This window comes from Pseudomonas sp. BGI-2, from assembly GCF_004310295.1.
Taxonomy (GTDB): Bacteria; Pseudomonadota; Gammaproteobacteria; order Pseudomonadales; family Pseudomonadaceae; genus Aquipseudomonas.
The window spans coordinates 1-19,293 of sequence record NZ_SISB01000068.1; the positions used below are offsets into that span (position 1 = coordinate 1).

Consider the following 19,293-nt stretch of genomic DNA (forward strand, 5'->3'; position numbering starts at 1 on the left):
GGATTCAGCGAAACGTCGCACCGCCCCGTTCGGCTGCGAAGCGGCCCCCTGCGCCCGTTCAGACAGACCGAGTTGTGTGGATTTACGACTGCTTCGCAGCCGAACGGGGGCGGTGCGACGTTTCGCTGAATCCCCTCGCCACAAATGAGTGCCCGCGCTTAAGTGAACAGCATTACGCTCCTACAGGGCTTTGTGTACCGCTCGATTGAGCCACGACACAATACCGTAGGAGCGAGGCTTGCCCGCGAAGGCGTCAGGACAGGCGCTGAAGTCAGAGAACCTGGCGCAAGAAGGCCTGCGCCCGCGGATCCTTCGGCGCATCGAAGAACTCGGCCGGCGAGGCATCTTCCAGCAATTTCCCGTGATCGAAGAACAGCACCCGATCCGCCACTTCCCGCGCAAAGCCCATTTCGTGGGTGACGCAGACCATGGTCATGCCTTCCACGGCCAGGGTTTTCATCACGTCCAGCACTTCGCCGACCATTTCCGGATCAAGCGCAGAGGTCGGTTCGTCGAACAGCATGACCTTGGGTTCCATGGCCAATGCCCGGGCGATGGCGACACGCTGTTGCTGACCGCCGGACAGGCGCGACGGGTACTCGTTGGCCTTCTGCGCAATTCCAACCTTCTCCAGCAATGCCAACGCCTTGGCCTCGCGTTCTTTCTTTCCGCGCTTGCGCACGACTTTCTGCGCCAGGCAGAGGTTTTCCAGCACGGTCATGTGCGGGAACAGGTTGAAATGCTGGAACACCATGCCGACTTCGCGGCGGTAGGCATTCACGTCGGTTTTCGGGTCGGCCAGTTGCAGGCCGTCGATGCTCACCGAACCGGAATCGAATTCTTCCAGGCCGTTGAGGCAACGCAGGAAGGTCGACTTGCCGGAACCAGACGGGCCGATCACCACCAGCACTTCGCCCTTGGCCACGTGCGTGGTGACGTTATCCACCGCGCGCACCACCTGGCCACGGGTGTCGAAGACTTTTACCAGATCGCGGACTTCAATCACTTTGTGCGAGCCTCCGCTCAAGCCGGCTGGCGATTTTCGACAGCGGCAGGTTGATCAACAAGTACAGACCGGCCACGCAGAACAGGATTTCGAACGGCGAGAACGAGGTGGTGATGACTTCCCGGCCGCTTTTCAGTAGCTCGGTAATCGCGATCACCGACACCAGCGAGGTGTCCTTTACCAGACTGATGAACTGCCCGGCCAGGGGCGGCAAAACGCGTTTCAAGGCTTGCGGCAGCACCACATGGCGCATCGACCGGCCAGCGCTCAAGCCCAGGGAGCGCGCGGCTTCGTTCTGGCCGCGGGCGATCGACTGCACGCCGGAGCGGATGATTTCCGCAACATAGGCCCCCGTGAACAGCGACAGCGCGGCGATCCCGGCAAATTCCCGCGACAGGTTCATCACGGTGCCGATGAAGAAGTAGAAAATGAAAATCTGCACCAGCAATGGCGTACCGCGCACCAGTTCGACGTATATCGTCGACAGATCACGCAGGGTCGGGTTGTTCGACAGACGGCACAGGCCGGTGGCCAGACCGATCAGCAAGCCGAGCACGCCCGACACCACGGACAGCCACAAGGTGGTCCAAAGACCCCACATCAGCGGTCCGGCAGCCCAATGACGAGTCACGCCAATCACGTCGCCTTCGGCCACATCATCGCCCTGGGCGACTTGCAGGCTGTTGTCGTCGACGATCAGATGCTGCTCGGCACCGGCGTCGTTGCGCAGGGTCACTTCAGCCTGGTCGCCCTTGCGCACCAGTTCGCTGACGGTGGAGATGTCGGCGGCGCGCTGGGATTCTTCGGCGTGGTAGGCGAAGTACTGCGGCACGCGGTTCCAGCGCCATTCGTAGGACATCAGCGAGGTGGCGTAATACAAAGCGCCGGCCAGGCCGATCAGCACCAGCACGGTCAACACGTGCCAGGGCCATTGGGCTTTTTTCTGTTTCATTGAGTCTGAAGGTTCCGAATTCTGTGTCGCTAGGAAAGCCGTCTTCGCGGGCAAGCCTCGCGCCTACATTGGAATGCCTTCCCCTGTAGGAGTGAGCCTGCTCGCGATTGAAGCGACGCGGTCAGTCTGACCGCCGCTTATTCCATGTCCTTCTGCCAAGCGGTGTCTTTGAACCACTTGTCATGGATGCGATCGTAGGTGCCGTCTTTGTGGATCTGGTGCAGGAAGTTGTTGATGAAGTTGATGCTGTCGTAATCACCCTTCTTCAGGCCGAAAGCCAGAGGCTCATAGGTGAACGGCTTGTCGAGGAACACCAGTTTGCCGGCGCCGACCTTGTTCACGGCCACGACGTTATACGGCGCGTCGTAGATGAAGGCGTCGGCCTTGCCGTTGACCACGTCGAGCACGGCTTCCTGCTCGTTGTCGTAGCCGTGGTACTTGGCTTTGGAGATCAGCTTCTTGGCGACCATCTCTCCGGTGGTGCCGAGCTTGGAGGTGATGCGGTAGTCGGCGGTGTTCAAGTCTTTATAGGACTTGATGGTGCCTTCCAGTTCCTTGCGGATCAGCAGGGTCTGACCCACCACGATGAACGGTTCGCTGAAGTTCAGGCGCAGGTTGCGCTCCTGGGTCAGGGTCATGCCGCTGCCGATCATGTCGAACTTGTCGGTCAGCAGGGCCGGAATGATGCCGTCGTAACCGGTGGACACCAGCTCCAGCTTGACGCCCATGGCCTTGGTCATGGCCTTGAGGATATCGACTTCGAAACCGATGATCTCGCCGCGCTTGTTGGTCATTTCGAATGGCATATAGGTCGGGTCCATGCCGACTTTCAGCGTGCCGCGCTTGACCGCGTCATCGATGGCACCGGCCTGCGCCGCGCTGACTGCAACCAATGCCGTGACGCCGACCAGCAGCATCGACAGATACTTCTTCATCATCAAGTCCCCAAAACCATTGCGTTGTGAGGCGCGCAAACGGCGGGTTTCCTTTGGGAAACCGGCAGATACGAACAGAAAATAGTCCGGGCGCACCAATTCGGGGACGGATGCTAACGCACTCGTCCGTTTGCACAAGGGTTTAAGCAGGAATTGTTGCTCTAACGCTGATCGTTCCCACGCTCTGCGCGCAGAGCGTGGGAACGATCAGCAGCGCAAAAAAACCCCGCTTTCGCGGGGCTTTTCGTTATGCCAACTGAGGCTGCGCACTCAGTGGTTTGAGCGGTAGCAGCGGCGCATGGGGATCGGCTTTCACCGATTTGCGCCAGGCGGCGAGCCACTCGGGGTGGCTTTCATTCCAGATCTGCTCATGCAAGCGAGCCAATGCCACCGGATCGCTCAGCAGCTGCACACGCTCATTGTTGTTCAGACCGTCAGGCCCGACTTTCAATGCGTGGCGCACCCGCTCGATCCGCAACCACTCGATCGGCTCGGCCTGACCGTGACGCGACGTCGCCAGCGAGCACGCCAAGGCGTTCTGCTGTGGATCCACCACCGCGCGGGTGAAGCCGTCGTTCAGCGCATGCCAACGGTTTTCGTGGGTGTACTGGTCGGTTGCCAGCAATGCCTGTGGCGGATTGTATTCCTCAGGGATCAGGAACAGGCTTTCGTCACGGGACTTGAGGCCCAGGCCGACTCGACTGGAGATCACCGACACCGGAATCGACAGCATCAACGAACCGACGATCGGCACCAGCCACCAGAGAAAGCTCGGGTTCAGCCAGATCACCAGCAGGGCCCAGAAGAAGCCCAGCAAAGTTTGCGGGCCATGGCGTTTGACCGCTTCGCTCCATGGTGTGGAGTCGTCGTCACGTTGCGGTGAGTTCCAGGTCGCGGCCCAGCCGAGGAACGCGGCGAGCACGAAACGGGTGTGGAAAATCATCCGCACTGGCGCCAGCAGCATGGAGAACAGCATCTCCAGCAGCATCGACAAGGTCACCTTGAACTTGCCACCGAACTCTTTCGCGCCCTTGGCCCAGATCAGGATGATGCTCAACAGCTTCGGCAGGAACAGCAGCACGATCGTCGTCGAGAACAGTGCAATCGCCTTGTCCGGGTGCCATTGCGGCCACAGCGGATAGAGCTGACGGGGCTCAAGGAAGTACTGCGGCTCCATCAGCGTGTTGACCGCCAGCAGCGCCGTCGATAGCACGAGAAAGAAGAACCACAACGGCGCCGACAAGTAAGACATCACGCCCGTCAGGAACACCGCACGGTGAACCGGGTGCATGCCCTTGACCAGGAACAGCCGGAAGTTCATCAGGTTGCCGTGACACCAGCGACGGTCACGCTTGAGTTCGTCCAGCAGGTTCGGCGGCAGTTCTTCATAGCTGCCCGGCAAATCGTAGGCAATCCACACGCCCCAGCCGGCACGGCGCATCAGCGCAGCTTCAACGAAGTCGTGGGACAGAATCGCACCGGCGAAAGCACCTTTACCGGGCAGCGGCGCCAGGGCGCAGTGCTCGATGAACGGCTTCATGCGGATGATCGCGTTGTGGCCCCAGTAGTGGGATTCACCCAACTGCCAGAAGTGCAGACCGGCGGTAAACAGCGGACCGTACACACGGGTCGCAAACTGCTGCATACGCGCATACAGCGTGTCCATGCCCGACGCACGCGGCGCGGTCTGGATGATCCCGGCGTCCGGCGTGGCTTCCATCAAGCGCACCAGACTGGTCAGGCAGTCGCCACTCATCACGGAGTCAGCGTCGAGCACGACCATGTACTTGTAGTCACCGCCCCAACGACGGCAGAAGTCGTCGAGGTTGCCGCTTTTACGTTTAACGCGACGGCGACGGCGGCGATAGAAAATCTTGCCGAAGCCCTTGGCTTCACGGCAGACGTCCAGCCAGGCTTGTTGCTCGGCAACGCAGATATCGGCATCGTTGCTGTCGCTGAGGACAAAGAAGTCGAAGCGATCCAGGTTACCCGTGGCCGCAACCGACTCGAAGGTCGCCCGCAAACCGGCAAACACCCGTGGCACGTCTTCGTTGCAGATCGGCATCACCAGTGCGGTGCGAGCGTCCCTGGGAATCGGCTCGTCGCCGGCGCTTTTACCGGAAATGCGGTATTTGTCGTGTCCGGTGAGCAACTCGAGGAAGCCCATCAGCGCGGTCCAGAAACCGGCCGATACCCAGCAAAACAGAATCCCGAACAGAATCAGGATGCTGGTTTGCAGTGCATATGGCAGGACTTGCGTGACAGTTTGCAGGAACGGCTGATGCAGGACTTCGTTCAGGTCGACGAACGACCAGCCCTGGTACGGCATGATGCCTTTCATGTACCAGCCGGCAACGATGGTCTGACCGAGCATCAGTACCAGCAGAATGTAGCGGCGGATCGAACCGACGGTGCGCCAGCGAGCCGCCGGCAGCACGTTTTCGTCCTTCGGCGGAGCCGGCGGATTGGTGCGACCGGTCAGACGACGCCAGCCACGCACCAGAATGTTGGTGCGCCACGGCTCCGGCACGACTTTGGTCCGACGGATCGGCGGGGTGGCCTTGAGGCAAACCCGACCACTGGCGTCGAGCACCAGCATTTCCGCTTCTTCCAGCTCTTCAGCGGTGTTCAGGGTCAGGCGACGGCCCACCGAGGCTTGAGCAGCCTCGGCCGGTGCGTCAAACGTCGAAGACGACAGACGCTGGTGCAACTCGCTGAAGGACTGGCAGCCCGCGAGTTCCGCGCGCTGCTGGTCGGTCATCGGTAGATGCGCCAGATACTCGGCAAGAGTCTCTGGCTGAACTTGAGAATTACTCATCGGCAGGCAACTGGTAGCTCCAGGTCTCGGTCAGGACTTCTTCAGTCGAGGCCGATTCCGGTGTGGCTGGGGCCGCGTCCGCAGCAACAGGCTGCTTGGCGTCTTTGTTGTCCTTGTCCTTGGTATCGGCAACTGGCTTGGCGTCGGCCTGCTTGGCTTCGGCTTGCTTGGCGTCCTTGGCTTCCTTGTCCGCCTTCTCTTGTTGCTTGGCGGCAACTTTGTCGGCCTTGGCAACCGAAGAGTTGGAGACTGGAAGCGATGTCTTGGAGAGGTCGCCCGGCACGATGTTCTCGACCAGTGCTGCACGCATCTCGGTAGGCTTGCCCGGATCCTTGATTTTCATCCGCAGGGTCAGGCGCCAGCCCTTGGTTTCAGGGTTGTAGCGCACGCTGTTCTCGACCAGCTCGGCATTCTCGCCAACGCTGACCTGGCTGCGAACGTCCGCAGTTTCCGGCAGTGCTGCAAGGGACGGACCTTCGAAGTCCACCAGATAGGCAACGCTGCCGTCCGGCTGACGGATCAGGTTGGACTGTTTCACGTCACCTGTGGAGCGCAGGGTTTGTTGGACCCAGGCGCTGTCCGGTGCGTGAAGTGCGGCTTCGTCGATGGTCCAGTGCATGCGATAAGCGACGTCCAGCGGCTGGCCAGGCTCAGGCAGTTTTTCCGGACTCCAGAACGCAACGATATTGTCGTTGGTTTCGTCGGCAGTCGGAATCTCGACCAGATCGACGGAGCCCTTGCCCCAATCGCCTTCTGGTTCGATCCAGGCACTTGGACGCTTGTCGTAGCGGTCGTCGAGGTCTTCGTAGTGGCTGAAGTCGCGGCCACGTTGCAGCAAGCCGAAGCCACGCGGGTTCTCGATGGCGAAGTTGCTCACCGACAGGTGTTTCGGGTTATTCAGTGGACGCCAGATCCACTCGCCATTGCCGGCATGGATCGACAAACCGCTGGAGTCGTGCAGTTCGCGACGGTAGTTCAGCACTTTCGACGGCTGATTGGCGCCGAACAGGAACATGCTGGTCAGCGGCGCAACGCCAAGCTTGGTGACCTTGTCACGCAGGTACATCTTGGCCTTGACGTCGACAACGGTGTCGCTCCCCGGACGCAGGGTCAGGCGATAGGCACCGGTAGCGCGTGGCGAATCCAGCAGGGCGAAGATCACCAGGTGCTTGTCACCCGGTTTCGGCTGTTGAATCCAGAACTCGGTGAAACGCGGGAATTCTTCGCCGGACGGCAACGCGGTATCGATGGCCATGCCGCGAGCGGACAAGCCATAGACGTGACCCTTGCCAACAACGCGGAAGTAACTCGCGCCGAGCATGGTCATGATTTCGTCTTGTTTGTCAGCCTTGTTGACCGGGTACAGCACACGGAAACCGGCATAACCCAGTTGTTCGGTGGCTTTAGGATCGAACTTCACGTCGCCGAAATCGAAACGACTTGGGTCGTATTTGATCTCTTCGACGGTGTTGGCCGTGATTTCGTTGATTTTCACCGGCGTATCGAAATGCATGCCCTGGTGATAGAACGAAAGCTTGAACGGGGTCTTCTGATCGGCCCATTCGGCTTTTTCAGTGCGGAAACGAATTTTTTGATAGTCCGCGAATTTCATTTCGCGGAATTCGTTCGGCAGGTTACTGCGCGGGGCTTCGTATTTTTGACCGGCCAGCTCTTTTGCCTTGACCGATACATCATCCAAATTGAATGCCCAAAGCTGGCCGGCGCTGAGCAGGCAGAGCAGTGCAGAGCCCGCTACCAGAGCGCTTCGGAACCGTTTGGCAGTCATATTTGGTGCATTACAGGGACTAACAATCACGAGCAACCCTCGCCGAAAACAGATCAAAAAACCAACGGCCAGCTATCTATATGCCAGGTTGGCGAGCATTGTTCCGACTCCCATGGGGCTAAATGATTCCCCAACAGGTCCCGGACAAGTCTCTACCTAAGTCAAAATGGACCAACGAACGCTGATCCCCGTAGCGCGCGATTATCTAGTAGGCCGCGTTACAACGCATCAGGGGTAACAAAGTATTTATCGCGAAAAACCCCTGTTTTCAGTCGAAAAGCCCTGAAAAACATGTTTCAAGGGCTTTCACGTCTGTAACAGGAAGGTGACCGGGCCATCATTGACCAGGTGCACCTGCATATCCGCGCCGAATCTACCTGATGCCACAGTGCCATGCACCTGTTTCGCTTTGCCTAATAGATAGTCGAAAAGTTCCTCGCCCAGGGCCGGAGGGGCAGCGGTCGAAAAACTCGGGCGCAACCCGCTCTTGGTATCGGCGGCCAGGGTGAACTGTGAGACCAGCAGCAACCCACCGCCTACATCCGCCAGGGACAGATTCATCTTGCCCTCGGCGTCACTGAATACTCGATAGTTAAGCAGTTTATGCAGAAGTTTGTCGGCGCTGGCGCGAGTATCCTCGGGTTCGACCGCCACTAGCACCAACAACCCCTGATCCACCGCCCCCACCACCTCTCCCGCTACCTCGACTCGCGCGCCACGCACGCGTTGCAGCAGGCCCTTCATGCTTCTTCGGGCGGCAGGTCGAGCAAGCGGCGAGCCATCTGGCTGGCGGCCCGTACCAGCGCATCGGTGATACCCGGCTCGGACGCAGCGTGGCCAGCGTCGCGGATCACCTGGAGTTCGCTGTTCGGCCAGGCTTGATGCAGTTCCCAGGCATTATCCAGTGGGCAGATCACGTCATAACGACCGTGGACGATCACGCCTGGCAAATGGGCGATCTTGTCCATGTCGCGAATCAGCTGGTTCGGCTCAAGGAAGGCATTGTTGGTGAAGTAGTGACATTCGATGCGTGCGATGGACAACGCGCGTTGCGGCTCGGAGAAGCGATCGACCACCAGCGGGTTCGGACGCAAGGTCGCGGTCCGGCCTTCCCAGGTGGACCAGGCCTTGGCCACGTGCATCTGGGCGATCTGATCGTTGCCGGTCAGACGCTTGTGGAAAGCGCTGAGCAAGTCGCCGCGCTCGTCCAGTGGAATGGGCGCGACGTAGTCCTGCCAGTAATCGGGGAACAGACGGCTGGCGCCACACTGGTAGAACCACTCGATTTCCTGTGGGCGGCAGAGAAAAATCCCGCGAAGAATCAGACCGTGTACACGCTCTGGATGGGTTTGCGCGTAGGCCAATGCCAGGGTCGAACCCCACGAACCGCCGAACAACACCCACTTATCGATGCCAAGGTGCTGGCGAATCCGCTCAAGGTCGGCGACCAGATCCCAGGTGGTGTTGTTTTCCAGGCTGGCGTGGGGCGTGGAACGACCACAACCGCGCTGGTCGAAGGTCACGATGCGGTACAGGTTCGGATCGAAGTACCGGCGACTCTGGGCATCACACCCGGCGCCGGGGCCGCCGTGGATGAACACCACCGGCAAACCTTCCGGTGAACCGCTTTCGTCGACATACAGGGTGTGAGTGTCATCGACGGCCAGATCGTGCCGGGCGTGGGGTTTGATCTGCGGGTACAAAGTCTGCATTGCGCGCTCCGTAAGGGGTCGAGGTCATCCCTGGGGGGACTTCTATTATTCTGCCGTCCGGCATCATAAACCCGAATTACGCCAATGAGCATGCCCTTGCGGAGTCAGAGTTTTTCAGCCCGTTTTTTCAGACTCGTTCTTGCCAACATTTCGGCAAATAAACACCGCTAGACAGCGTTTGTTTAAAACGCCTCAAGGTTACTTCCTGCAAGCTACAACACCTTGCGCCGTTGCCTACGGCTACGCCAGAATCCGCCGGCTTGTGCGCCTTGGGGGCGGTCGGTAACTTGGTTCCTGTCACTGCCCATCAGTGATCGGGTTTAGTCGCCCGGCTAGTCCATCTACGGTTGCACAAGTGTCATCCAGTCAGGTATTCGCCTGCACTTGATGGTGGCTGTGCGCATGGCGCCCTCGGGCGCGCCGGGTTTGGTGGCTTGACCGGTCGACTAACTTGCGCACACCCGCCTCCCTTTCGTTTAGTCGCGAGATGGTCACGGCCCTACTATAGGAAAGTCACCATGTTCAAAGTCACACCAAACCCACCGGACACCGATCCGGTCTCCCCCTACGAAAGCCCCGATTCAAACAAACTCAACGAAGCCGCCGAGCGCGCCCTCGACCATCACTTCCCGCCAGCCGACCCCAAACCACCAAAACGCAACGGCCAGCTCTTCAGCGTCTGCCCGGGCATCAACCCTGAAACCCTGCTCGCCAATGCCTCGGAAGATTTGCTGTCCATCAGCGCCATCGCCGCCAACCTCGCCGACGATGTGGACGGTTCCCGCCGCTCCGTAGCCCTGGCGCTCAGCCGCATGGCTGACGGCGTGCATTTGTTGGTGGAGCGAATGCTGGATCATCTGGATGAACCCGAGATGGCGGCGATTTTCGCCAAGCTTCAAAATCGAGTCAGCTGATTCGTCAGGCATAAAAAAATGGGCACCCAACCTCGTTGGCGTGCCCATTTTTTACCCGCTCACTCGCTACGCGGGAAGTCGGTGCGTGTTACGGTCTTTCAACGATTAGCCTGGCTTGAACGCAACAGTGTTGCTGGCCTTGATTTTGGCGGGCTCACTGGTTTGCGGGGTTTTGCCGGTGCGGGCACCGCGATGGCGTTGCAGGAAGGTACCGAAGCCCACCAGCGTTACGCTGTCCTTGCCGGATCAGTTCCGGATGTTTTTCCTGATAGTTGAGCAGGGTTTTACGACTGTAACAGTTCATGCGCGGCGTTTGTCCGTCGGATTCAGGCGCTGAACCTCGGCAAAAATATCGGTGATCGGGCGTCGCGGTTGGCGTTTATGCAGCTGTCGGACCTGATGGCTCAGGCGCAGCAGTTCTTCACTCGGTTTCGCCCATTGTTCCTTCGGTAATGGCTCGGACCATTGGCGCATCACTTCGGGCAAGGCCTGTTGGCCCATTTTCTGGAGACGGCGGATTTCCCATTCGGTCAGGTGGTTGGGAATCGTCCACAGCGTCATGACGTGGTACAGGTACCAGAAGAAGCCGGACACTCGACCACGTTGGCCGTCGCAGATCTGCTGATGCATACGCGCGCGGGCGTTGTGGAAAGTGTGCAGGCCTTCGTGGGGCGGGTCGTTCGGGCCTTGCAGGTCTAGCGGGTCCTGAATGGATTTGAGGTCGTGGATTTCGTATTCCATGTAGCCGCGGATGGCTTCCCAGTGGCTGATGGCCAGGGAAAGACCGAAACAGGGGAACTCAACGCTGGTCAGGGTCTCGCCGTGCTGGAAACCGATGCCCATGCCGTATTGGCGGTGGATGCCGTACTGGGTGGCGCCTTGGGCTTCGATGACCCAGGCGGAGAGGGATTCCCAGGGGACGAACACGGGTTCGGTGGTGTCTTCGGGCATGAAGCAGACTTCACGGCGTTGGCGGTTGAAGCGGGTGGGGATGATGTGGAGGCGTTTTTTGTGGTTGTGGTGCCAGACGCCGAGGCCGATGAGTAGAGAGCAAAAGCCACCTACTAGCGCGTAGCCATAGCTTTCATCAAACACGCCGAGTATCGAGTCCCAGATTTCTACTTGGTTGTAACCGAACACAACCCCGAGGAACGCAGCAAGCATTGGAGGTAGAAAAGCGAGCATTAAAGTGCCGCTAAATGGCCCACCTAATATGACCTGCCATGAAAATATCTGCGGCGAACCCAACCCGAAGTCCATGTACACCTCATTTAATTCCCCGATATGAGGGCCAAGCGGCGGCAGCGATGTCGGCAATGGCAATGGCGCCAGATAGGTGATTCTCCCACTGGGAAACGGTTCGACATCGCCAGCCTTGCGGGATTGCTCAAGGTGCGGGGAAGGCAGAGGTATATCAATCTTGGTGGGCATGGTCGGCCAGCTCCAGCAGATGGGTTTCAACCAGCAACAGCGGTGGATGCTTGGTAACGGATTGACGGGGCAACGAAGGAAAATGGCCCTTACCGCGCGGGTTGAGGTGAATAACGTCAGTCAGCGATTCCCACACCCCCTTGGCGTTCAAGGTCTGTATGCAGACGGCCAGCTCCAACGTTTCGGACGCCGGGGTAAATTCAGAGTCAGGATCCACGGGATATTGCAGGCACAGCACCAGCCGATCGGGTCCTGTTTGTACGATGCGCAGGCTGTTTGCGACTTCCTGACTAATGACGTCCTTGCGCTCTCGCGGCGTGCCACGGCTGTGGAGAGGAATGGCAATGCTGTGGGCGCCGATCCCCAGGCGATGAGCCGGTTGTCCACTCAACGGTGGCTGGAAATCGCTGAGCTTGAGCCTTGGCAGCACCAAGTGAATATCGCTGGGCTTGGCTTTTAGCAGCAAGTTTTTCAGCCACGAATCATGCTCGTTCAGGCCCAGTTGCGTATACGGAGCGTTCAGCAAATAGGCCAGATAACGCTGATATTCATCCAGGGTATGGTCGCCGCGATGATCGGTGTCCAAGCTCCAGGGTGTGGTTTTCAGCCATTTATCATGGGCACTGATGTTGTAACGGTTGTACAGCCAGGTTCCGCCCAACTCCAAAATGGTAAACAGGGCGCCGGCCAGATTGAAGCGGAAGAACACCGTGGAGAGACGTGTACCTGCCGCGCCCCAGGCCGCTGTTCTTGCTGCCGCACCCCGTGCTGTCAGTACTTTGAAAGTAGCGCGGACAGTATGGTTTAGGCCATAGGCATTAGCAGCCGTCATGCCGCCTGCACCCAGTGTGGCAAGCGCCGCACTAGTTTGTGCCGAGCGATCTCCGGTACGCGTCGCCTGCTGCCATTTCTGCTGTTGGGAATTGAAGCTGGACAGAGATGACACAAAACCAAAAAGGTAGGTAAAGAAACCCAGTCCAACATGCATCTTGCCCATCTGCACCTGCACATTCTGCAAAGCATGGTGTTGAAGTCCGGCAACGAGTTCCGTGCTACGCGCCTTCAGAGCGGTATCTGCCAGACTTTGCGCCGCCGTAAATCCCGCGGCACCCGTAGCGGCAAACGCGGCAAAGAACTCGGCCCGTTTCTTGGGATTTTTGGTCTGATTCATCATCTCTCGATACACCGAAACCAAATTCACCCCCTGCACCAAAAACACCAACAACCCCATCCCCTCGCTCCGAATCAACTTCGCATTCGGCACACTCTGAACCCCCAGCCGAATGTCCTTCAACAAACTCCGCACCTCCAACTGCTGCGCCGGCGGAAACACCAGCGTCACCCCCGCCCGAGCCGGCGTCGCTCCGTACAGGCGCACCGACTGATCGGGCAGCTCTGCAATCGGGCTCAGCGCCCCCGCCAGTCGGCCTTCGAGCTGCGTCAACTGCCCGCGCACCCGCACGATCTCACCCTGCAACTCCACCGCCCGTGGCGTCTTGTGCCCTTGGCGGTTTTTGTTGTGGGTGAGCTGGTTACGTTCACGGGTCAGGGTTTTCAGGTAATCGCGCTCCCTGAGCAGTTCCTTGAGGTTGGTTTGCAACGCCGCGTGTTCTGCCGGGCTGGCGACAGTAAAGGTCACCCCGGTGGTTTTCGCCGCATCGAGTAGCCGCCCCGACAAGGCTTTGGGCAGGCGCCGGAACAGTTCGTCGAGGTCGGGGATTTTCTCTCCCGCCAGATCGAACCCTTCCAGCGCCCGGCTCAGGCCCAGGTTCAGCGCCGGGCTGAGACTGTGCTGGGCCGCGTCAGCGACGGCGCGGGTGTGCTCGGGCAGTTCGTCGAGGGCCGGCAGGTGCGCTTGTTCGATTTTCTGCAGCTCGCCCAGCCAGTGCGGCAGGTTGTTGAACACCCCCATGCCGGCGTTGAACAGCGTGGCGTATTGCGCGGCCCGTTCTGGCTGAAGACGCAGGGGCAAGGTGTAGAACAGTGGCCGGGTCAGTTCAGGGTGTTTCTCCAGATAACCGAGGAGGATTTCGCTCGCGTGGTCACTGCGGCAGATGTCCTTCAGGCAGGCGTATTCGGCGGTGAAAGCCTGGTGGAGTTGCTGTTGATCCTGCGCGTCGTAATACCAGGCCGAGCGATGGAAGCGACCGGCACCCACCAGCATCGTGCGGTCGGCGGTGATGCGCTCGAGCAAGCGGTTCCAGCGACCAAGGTCGTCGCGATGCTGAAACAGCGCAGCGTCCATGGCCGGCCGGTCGATGAAGTCGTTGACCCCGCGTTTGCCACTGAAGCTGGAGCCTTCGAGCACATCAATGATGCGTTTGTTTTGCTCTTGGCCGAGTTTTATCAAGGTATCGAGGTGACGTTCGACGAAATCGTCGGGGGCGACCTTGAAATGTTGGCGCGTGTAGTAACGGCGGTCTGCCTCGTCACTGGCGCGACTGTGGGCGGTGAAGTCGGGTGTGGCGCCCTGGTACTTGGCGAGTTTGAACGCTTCGGCATGCGCTTCTTTGCGCGCGTGCTCCAGCTCCGGGGGCACGGGGGTGTCCGGCGACTCGACCTTGCCGCCCTTGTTCAGGTAATCGAGCAAAGCTTTGCGGGTGTGTTCCCGATCCGGTTCGGGCAACTGTTCCAGATCGTCAAAAAGCGCCTGGACTCGCGGATCGTCGCTGGTGTCGGCCAGATTGCCGATATCCGCCGGACTGAGCTGGCTCAGGGATTCGATGTAACAGGCCAGCAAGTAATCGCGCTCGTTGTGGTCGGCATTGCTCCAGTTGTCGACCCAGCCGACCACGGTGTCCTGATACTCGGCCAGGTCGCGCAGCACGCCGAGGTCGTCCTGCACCACGAGGAACAGCGTGTCGTCCTGATAAGCCGGGCGGACCCGCCCGAGAAACTCGCCAATGTGCGCCTCGCGAAAGCGCCGCGGCTGCTCCCACAAGTAGGGTTCACGTTCGTGCGCGGGAGCGTCGCTGACCTGCAGCGTCGGCAATAGAACGGCGTCCGGTGGCGACTCGGCTTCCAGGTCGGCGCGGTCTTGGGCGGCTTGGGCCTGCTGGACCGGTACCGTAGCAATCTCTGCCAGCCACTGCTTGCCTTGCGCGACCGTCAGCAGATGCTCGCCACCGGTTTGGCAATGCACCGGGCCGAGATCGACGGCCTGCATGAAGTGTTCGCGTTCCTCACGGCTGTCGAGCACTTGCGTGCATTTGGCCGCCGTCCACTGCACTTCGGCGAAGGTCACATGCAGGGTGCTGCGTCTTGAAAACACCAGCGCTGGACGCTCTTCGATCGGCGTGCGCAGATCGCTGTCGACCTTGGCGCCCTTGTGCAGCAAGGCGCTGACCAGTCCGTTGAGGACCTGATATTCGTGCAGGTGGCCGGTCACGCTGTCGATGACATACAACCAGCCATCGCGCAGCATGCGAATGCCTAGCGGGCGGGTCGTCAGGGTGTAGGACAGCTTCAGTTCGGCACTCGGGTCGAGGGGCCTTTCCACCAGTCCGTAACACAAGGGCAACAGCTGCACATGGGTTTGCCGCAACGGGCAAGCGCCGAGGGAGCCAATGGGCGATTTGGATGCCGCAGCTGCGGCGAGGTTGGCGGGTGAAGTCATGGGTGGCCTCGTTGGCTGGCCCACTGGTGGGCGAGGTCAGCGGCCAGCGCCACGCGCTCGCCGGGGGATTGCAGCGACGGCGTATGCAGCAATCGGTTGATGTGCGGGTGCTGATCGAGCGATGAGCCATCCAGCGAGGCCATGACGTTGGCGTAATAAAACAATTCGGACTGGCTGCTCAAACCCAGCGCGCTGGCCTCAGCCTCCAGTTGTTCCAGCATTGGCCAACGTTCAGACACGCTTTCGCCGCGAAGGCGTTCGGGGAAATGCGTGAGCAGATGAGCGTCGAGTTCGAGCAATACGCGGCGCCGATCAGCGTGGTCCAGCGCAGAATTCTGTTCAGCGCTCAGGCGATAGGGCGTTAGCAATTCAGGGCACTCGGCCAGCCGAGGTTGGTGCTGTTGCCAATTAACCTCGACACCGTCGGCGGTTACCACACAGGACAGAGACCCAAACAATCGCTGATCGCCGCTACCGAACAGGATTCGCGCTACGGCGGCGTCTGCCAGTCGCAGCAAGACCGGCAACCCCTCTGGCAATTCAACTGTCAGCAGTTTGCGCAAATGCTGAGCGACGTCATGCGCAGGCGCGGTGCTAAACAACAGCACGCCCCACTCTTCATGCGCCTGCTGCAGATAGAACTGAACGAGTGGCTCGTCAGGTTGTTGAACGGCCACCAACAGCGGTGATATATCCCGCAGCGCAGTGAACGACGGGCAGTCATACAGCGCGACGGTGGTGGCGCCGGGACTCAGTTGTTTCAAGCGTTCCGGCAAATCGCTCAAGGTCGCACCGTCCAGCAACAGGAAAGCCTGTTGCTCGTTCCATGGCAGGTTTTCAGGCAGAGAGGTCGAGAGGTTCATGCTTGGGCTGCCTCACAAATCAGGCAGCGCGAGGCGCGGGTTGAAATCAACGCATGGCGCTGCTGGACCGCATCGAACGTCACTTTCAGCAGGGGCAAGGCGCCCGGCATCAGAGGCTCGGCGGGTAGACCCACGGCCGGGGCACCGCCCACTAGAATTGGCACGCTGCTGAAAATGCCTTCCGGCCCCAGCGTCAGCCAGTGACCGCCCGCCTGGACTGACAGGCGCGCGCCGCCATCGATGACGACTTGTTGCCCGGCGCTCAGGTGAATGTGCTGGGTGGCATTGAGCAGGTGATTGGTGGTTCGGACGTGGCGGTCGCCGTGAACCAACAGATGATCGTCCTGCTTGAGTTCTGTTAGGCGGTTGCCGTGGGTCAGGTGATGTTCTTCACCGCGCAGGTCGTGGCTGGCAACCCCGCCGATGACCACGGTGCGCTGGTTGTCGACTTGAAGGCGTTCGTCGTTGAGCACGAGCTGGACGAAATCGCGCTGGGCACGCAGGGCAATTTCCTCGGCGCCCTTTTTGTCCTCGATGCGCAACTCGTTGTAACCGCCGCCACCGGGACTGCTCTGGCTGCGGAAAATGCTGCGGGTGTGCTCAGCCGGCAGATCCAGTGGCACCGGGGTTGAGGCGTTGGGCATGCAGCCAAGGACGAAGGGTTTGTCGGGATCGCCGTCGGTGAATCCCACCAGCACTTCCATGCCGACCCGCGGGATCAGCACGCTGCCATAACGGTCATGGGCCCAACCAGTAGCGACCCGAAGCCAGCAGCTCGATTGTTCGTTGTGCTGACCTTCTCGGTCCCACGGCAGTTGAACCTTGACCCGACCGTATTCGTCGCAGTAGATCTCTTCGCCGGGCGGGCCTGTGACGATGGCATGCTGGTTGCCCGTTATTCGCGGCTTGGCGTGTTCAAGAGCCGGCCTGAACAGGACGTCCCAAGGTGTCGCGACGAAGTGGTTACGGTAGCCCTGACTGAAACCGTCCTGCGGACTGGCATCGGTGATCGACTCCTCAAGCACTTGGGGTTGCATGCCAACATGTTCGACTTCAGTCAGAAGCCACAGGCCATTCCAGTCAGCGCGGGGGTGTTCGGACATGTCGACGAAATGGCCGCAGCGCATGGCGCACTGATCGCTGCGCCCTTCGGCTAGCTGGTAATCGGCACGGTGGCGTTCCAGGGCTCGATCAGACAGATGTTTACCGCGTTCACGATGGGTGAACTGCCCTGGGAAGGCATAGTCCTCAAGGTGCGGGAGCAGCGGGTTTTTGGCCTCGCTTTCCAGTTTCAGGCGCGGTTTTTCGAAATCGTAATCACGACGGCTGACATGGGTCGGGCGGGTTTCCAGTCGCAACTTGAAACGGTCGATCACCGGCGCTTCGGCGACCATGCCACTGCCTGGCATGTACGCGGTTGACTGGGAGGGTTTCGAGAAGCTGGTTTGATCGTCGCCGAACACCAGCACATGTCCGTCGGGGCTGTGCTCGAAATGAAAGTGCAGGCCTTCTTCCTCACACAACCTTTGGAGGAAATGCAGTCCGGTCTCGTACTGCACGCAATAGAGCCGTGGCCGATACTCGGCGCTTAGTTGGAAGCGCCAGGCATCGGACTGCATTCCCTGGTCTTTCAGTACTTTTGCAATGATCTGCGGCACGCTCTGGTGCTGAAAAATACGCTGATTGTGGCTGTGGGTGAGGTAGGCGAGTTGGGGCACCAGGGTCATCTGATAGCGGGTCAGTCGTTTGCCTGAATCACCTTGGGCGATTCGATAGACCTGCCCGTGAATGCCGGAACCGTCAGGACCGAAGCTCAGAAAAGCCGAGCGATGCAGCAGAGACTCGAGGCCCAGGTCAGGGCGTTCGCTGACCAGTTCGAGTTTGACTTCGTAAGGCTGGTTAAGCGCTTCCTTGGCGCGGAATTCGAGTACCTGAAGGTCGTGGGAAAAACCGTCAATGTCGAGTTTGAAAGCGACCTGCTTGGCATCGCTGAGCATCCACATGTCCCTGTGTCTATTTGAAGGCACGGGACTTTGCGTGGATCTACCAATCGGCGCAGTCAGACGAATCGATATTTAGCGTAGGACGCTTCCGTTAAGCCGAATGGTTGTCGAATATCGTTTTCAAATAGCCGAGCAGCATTTCATAGAGCGCCTCGACCTCGGCGACCTGCCCCCGAGCCCGCAGACAGCCGTGAACCAACCCATCCCCGTAATAAAGCGTCGCTGCCACACCTGCTGCGTTCAGTCGCTCGGCGTAGAGCACACCGTCATCGCGCAGCGGGTCGAATTGAGCCACAGCGATCAAGGTCGGCGGCAAACCACTGAAATCCTCGGCGAGCAACGGCATCGCATAGGCACCCGATTGTCGGGTGCCACGCAAGTACAGGGCGTGATAACAATCGACATCGCTGCTGGCGAGCAACGGCGCGTCGATGCATTCGCTGCGCGATGGCAATCGCTGATCACCACCCAGCCCCGGATAAATCAGGACCTGCGCAGCCGGCAATGGCTCGTCCGCATCGCGCAACGCCAGACACAACGCCGCAGCAAGGTTGCCACCGGCACTGTCCCCCGCCACCAGCGTACGCTCGGGATCGAGCTTGAATGGCCCGGTCCGCAGCGCGCGCCAGACACGCAGGCAATCATCGAACGCCGCTGGAAACGGATGCTCCGGCGCCAACCGATAATCGACGGCGATCACCAGTACGCCGAGCGTCGACGCCAGTTCGGCGCAGATGAAGTCGTGCGAATCCAGGTCCCCCACCACCCACCCGCCGCCGTGCAGATACACGATGCACGGGCAACCGCTGGTCGGTGGCGAAACCGGCGGTTGATAAGACCGCACCGGCACGCCGGCCAATTCGAAATCCACCACATAAAGCCCGGCGGGACGTGACGGAGTGAACGCCCGACACATGTCGCTGTAGGCCTGACGCAAACCGGCGAGGCTGCTGTCGGTGCTGTTGAAACTGACGGTTTTCTCGACGAAAGCCGCCATCTGTGCAGAAAGCGGGTAAGGAGCCATGAGCGGGTGCCCGTTCAAGGAGATAGGTAGGGGCAACCCCCTGTGGGAGCGAGCCTGCTCGCGAAGAGGGCGTGTCATTCAAATGGATGTTGTCTGACACACCGCCATCACGCCCTGAGCCTTTCCGTCAACGCGGTTTTGCTGTGTCCAGCTCGCTGGTCAACGGTGAGCCGTGCCGGAGCAAGGCCTGTAAATAAACCTTTTCGTCGTACACGGTACTGGTCTTCCAGCAC

At 59.8% G+C, this 19,293-nt stretch carries 13 protein-coding genes and 1 pseudogene; 1 reads left to right on the forward strand and 13 read right to left on the reverse strand.

Going from position 1 to position 19,293, the window contains the following annotated elements:
• Window positions 1-271 precede the first annotated feature (271 nt).
• The 7 genes from EYC95_RS29020 to pip form a co-directional block, all read right to left on the reverse strand.
• The gene (locus EYC95_RS29020; protein ID WP_131063383.1) at window positions 272-1,006 is read right to left on the reverse strand and encodes an amino acid ABC transporter ATP-binding protein; all 735 of its coding nucleotides are present in this window, start codon (window positions 1,004-1,006) and stop codon (window positions 272-274) included.
• A complete protein-coding gene (locus EYC95_RS29025) occupies window positions 999-1,958 on the reverse strand; it encodes an amino acid ABC transporter permease (RefSeq protein WP_131063384.1) in 960 nt (319 codons plus the stop codon). Before EYC95_RS29025 ends, EYC95_RS29020 begins: the two co-directional genes overlap by 8 nt.
• 137 nt (window positions 1,959-2,095) lie before the next feature.
• Window positions 2,096-2,893 carry a transporter substrate-binding domain-containing protein gene (locus EYC95_RS29030; RefSeq protein WP_131063394.1) on the reverse strand — a complete coding sequence of 266 codons (798 nt, stop codon included), beginning with the start codon at window positions 2,891-2,893 and terminating at the stop codon, window positions 2,096-2,098.
• A gap of 247 nt (window positions 2,894-3,140) precedes the next feature.
• The gene (gene mdoH / locus EYC95_RS29035; protein WP_131063385.1) at window positions 3,141-5,711 is read right to left on the reverse strand and encodes a glucans biosynthesis glucosyltransferase MdoH; all 2,571 of its coding nucleotides are present in this window, start codon (window positions 5,709-5,711) and stop codon (window positions 3,141-3,143) included.
• Entirely contained in the window at window positions 5,704-7,527 is a 1,824-nt protein-coding gene (locus tag EYC95_RS29040; protein WP_131063386.1) for a glucan biosynthesis protein G, read from the reverse strand. Before EYC95_RS29040 ends, mdoH begins: the two co-directional genes overlap by 8 nt.
• A 276-nt stretch (window positions 7,528-7,803) precedes the next feature.
• Entirely contained in the window at window positions 7,804-8,241 is a 438-nt protein-coding gene (dtd, locus tag EYC95_RS29045) for a D-aminoacyl-tRNA deacylase (RefSeq protein ID WP_084322529.1), read from the reverse strand.
• The gene (gene pip, locus EYC95_RS29050) at window positions 8,238-9,209 is read right to left on the reverse strand and encodes a prolyl aminopeptidase (RefSeq protein WP_131063387.1); all 972 of its coding nucleotides are present in this window, start codon (window positions 9,207-9,209) and stop codon (window positions 8,238-8,240) included. The genes dtd and pip overlap by 4 nt, the downstream gene beginning before the upstream one ends.
• Before the next feature lie 518 nt (window positions 9,210-9,727).
• On the opposite strand from pip, the gene EYC95_RS29055 reads away from it, so the two are divergent.
• A complete protein-coding gene (locus EYC95_RS29055; RefSeq protein ID WP_131063388.1) occupies window positions 9,728-10,123 on the forward strand; it encodes a DUF6124 family protein in 396 nt (131 codons plus the stop codon).
• Window positions 10,124-10,228: 105 nt separating this feature from the next.
• Here the strand turns inward: EYC95_RS29055 and EYC95_RS29060 are convergent.
• The 6 genes and pseudogenes from EYC95_RS29060 to EYC95_RS29085 form a co-directional block, all read right to left on the reverse strand.
• Window positions 10,229-10,363, reverse strand: a pseudogene (locus EYC95_RS29060) (HU family DNA-binding protein); the annotation flags it as partial.
• A gap of 60 nt (window positions 10,364-10,423) precedes the next feature.
• Window positions 10,424-11,308 (reverse strand): hypothetical protein, encoded by an 885-nt coding sequence (locus EYC95_RS29065; protein WP_256657017.1) that lies wholly within the window; start codon window positions 11,306-11,308, stop codon window positions 10,424-10,426.
• 229 nt (window positions 11,309-11,537) lie between these two features.
• The gene (locus tag EYC95_RS29070) at window positions 11,538-15,170 is read right to left on the reverse strand and encodes a toxin VasX (RefSeq protein WP_131063390.1); all 3,633 of its coding nucleotides are present in this window, start codon (window positions 15,168-15,170) and stop codon (window positions 11,538-11,540) included.
• Window positions 15,167-16,033: a DUF4123 domain-containing protein gene (locus EYC95_RS29075; RefSeq protein WP_131063391.1), complete on the reverse strand. Its 867-nt coding sequence runs from the start codon at window positions 16,031-16,033 to the stop codon at window positions 15,167-15,169. The genes EYC95_RS29070 and EYC95_RS29075 overlap by 4 nt, the downstream gene beginning before the upstream one ends.
• Complete coding sequence (locus EYC95_RS29080; protein WP_131063392.1) at window positions 16,030-18,030, reverse strand: type VI secretion system tip protein VgrG; 2,001 nt, start codon at window positions 18,028-18,030, stop codon at window positions 16,030-16,032. The genes EYC95_RS29075 and EYC95_RS29080 overlap by 4 nt, the downstream gene beginning before the upstream one ends.
• A gap of 97 nt (window positions 18,031-18,127) precedes the next feature.
• The gene (locus EYC95_RS29085; protein WP_131063393.1) at window positions 18,128-19,060 is read right to left on the reverse strand and encodes an alpha/beta hydrolase; all 933 of its coding nucleotides are present in this window, start codon (window positions 19,058-19,060) and stop codon (window positions 18,128-18,130) included.
• Window positions 19,061-19,293: the final 233 nt, after the last annotated feature.